Raw genomic sequence first — 1,323 nt, 5'->3', positions numbered from 1 at the left:
ACGGTGAAGATGGGTGTGGGCTGTTGCTGGCGTTCTGACTTGTATCGAGACTGACGCCCTGCGGGTTGTCTTGGAGTGGACGTGTCGGCGTTGGTGGCGGCGTTGTCTGGCAGGTAGTGAGGGGCCGAGCCGGGCGGGGTTGTGACTTGATAGGAACCTGCCGCGATCAGGCTGGCTCATCACCGTGGTGTCCGCCCGGCTCGGTGAAGTCATCCTCCACATCAGTGAAGGAGACAGATCGCAGTGTCCAGGATGACCATGACCGAGCCGGCCACGCAAGTGGTGTTCGCCGGTATCGATACCCACAAGGTGACTCATCACGCGGCGGTGATCGATGCTGACGGCCGCCGGATTGCTGATCGGGAGTTCACCACTGGCAGCGCTGGGTGCCGGGCGTTGATCGACTGGCTGGGCCAGTGGCAGGTCGAGCGGGTCGGGGTCGAGCAGACCGGCACCTATGGTGCGGGGCTGACCCGACTACTGGACCAGGGCGGCTACCAGGTGTTCGACGTCAACACCCCCGACCCGGCCGTCAGGGCCACCGTGGGTAAGTCCGATCCGATCGACGCGGTCATGGCAGCTGATGCGGTCCGCACCGGCCGCGCCCAGACGGTGGCCAAGGACCGGTCGGGCGTGATCGAGTCGATCCGGATGCTGCAGATCGCCCGAGCCTCGGCGGTGAAGGCACGCACTGCGGCGCTGACCCAGATCGGTGACCTGGCCACCACCCTCGATGGCGGCCTGCGGGCTCGGTTGGGCTCCAGCAACCGGCAGATCGCTGCCACCGCCCTGAGCCTGCGCCCAGACCGGGCCCGGCTTCACGACCCGACCCAGGCCGCAAAGGTCGCGCTGCGATCGATCGCCGCCCGCATCCGTGACCTCGACACCGAGATCAACGATCTCGACGCCGCCCTGGCCCAGCTCGTGGGCGCTGCCGCACCCCGGCTACTGGCCCGGCCTCAAGTCGGTATCCACGCCGCCGCGCAACTACTCATCACCGCCGGACAGAACCCTGACCGCATCGCCACTGAGGCTGCGTTCGCCCGACTCACCGGTGTCGCACCCATCCCCGCCTCATCGGGCCAAACCCGCCGGATGCGACTGCACCGCGGCGGCGACCGGCAAGCCAACAAAACCATCCACATGATCGCCGTCGGCCGGCTCAAGAACCACCAACCCGCGATCGACTACCTCGAGCGCCGCCTCAGCGAAGGCCTGTCCAAAAAGGACGCCATCAGAGCGATGAAACGACTCATCGCCCGAGAACTCCACGGAGCACTCAAAGCCGACCTCAAAGCACTTGACGCACTATAGGAACGTCCA

The 1,323-nt window shown here is 66.4% G+C and carries 1 protein-coding gene; it reads left to right on the top strand.

Annotated features, from left to right (window positions below; translation table 11 throughout):
* Window positions 1-258 precede the first annotated feature (258 nt).
* A complete protein-coding gene (locus EHW97_RS15150) occupies window positions 259-1,314 on the top strand; it encodes an IS110 family RNA-guided transposase (RefSeq protein WP_208002084.1) in 1,056 nt (351 codons plus the stop codon).
* Window positions 1,315-1,323: the final 9 nt, after the last annotated feature.

Origin of the sequence: Aeromicrobium camelliae (assembly GCF_003850045.1) — a bacterium.
Taxonomy (GTDB): Bacteria; Actinomycetota; Actinomycetes; order Propionibacteriales; family Nocardioidaceae; genus Aeromicrobium; species Aeromicrobium camelliae.
Note: the sequence above shows the minus strand (reverse complement) of the source record. Positions and strands in the feature narration are given on the sequence as shown.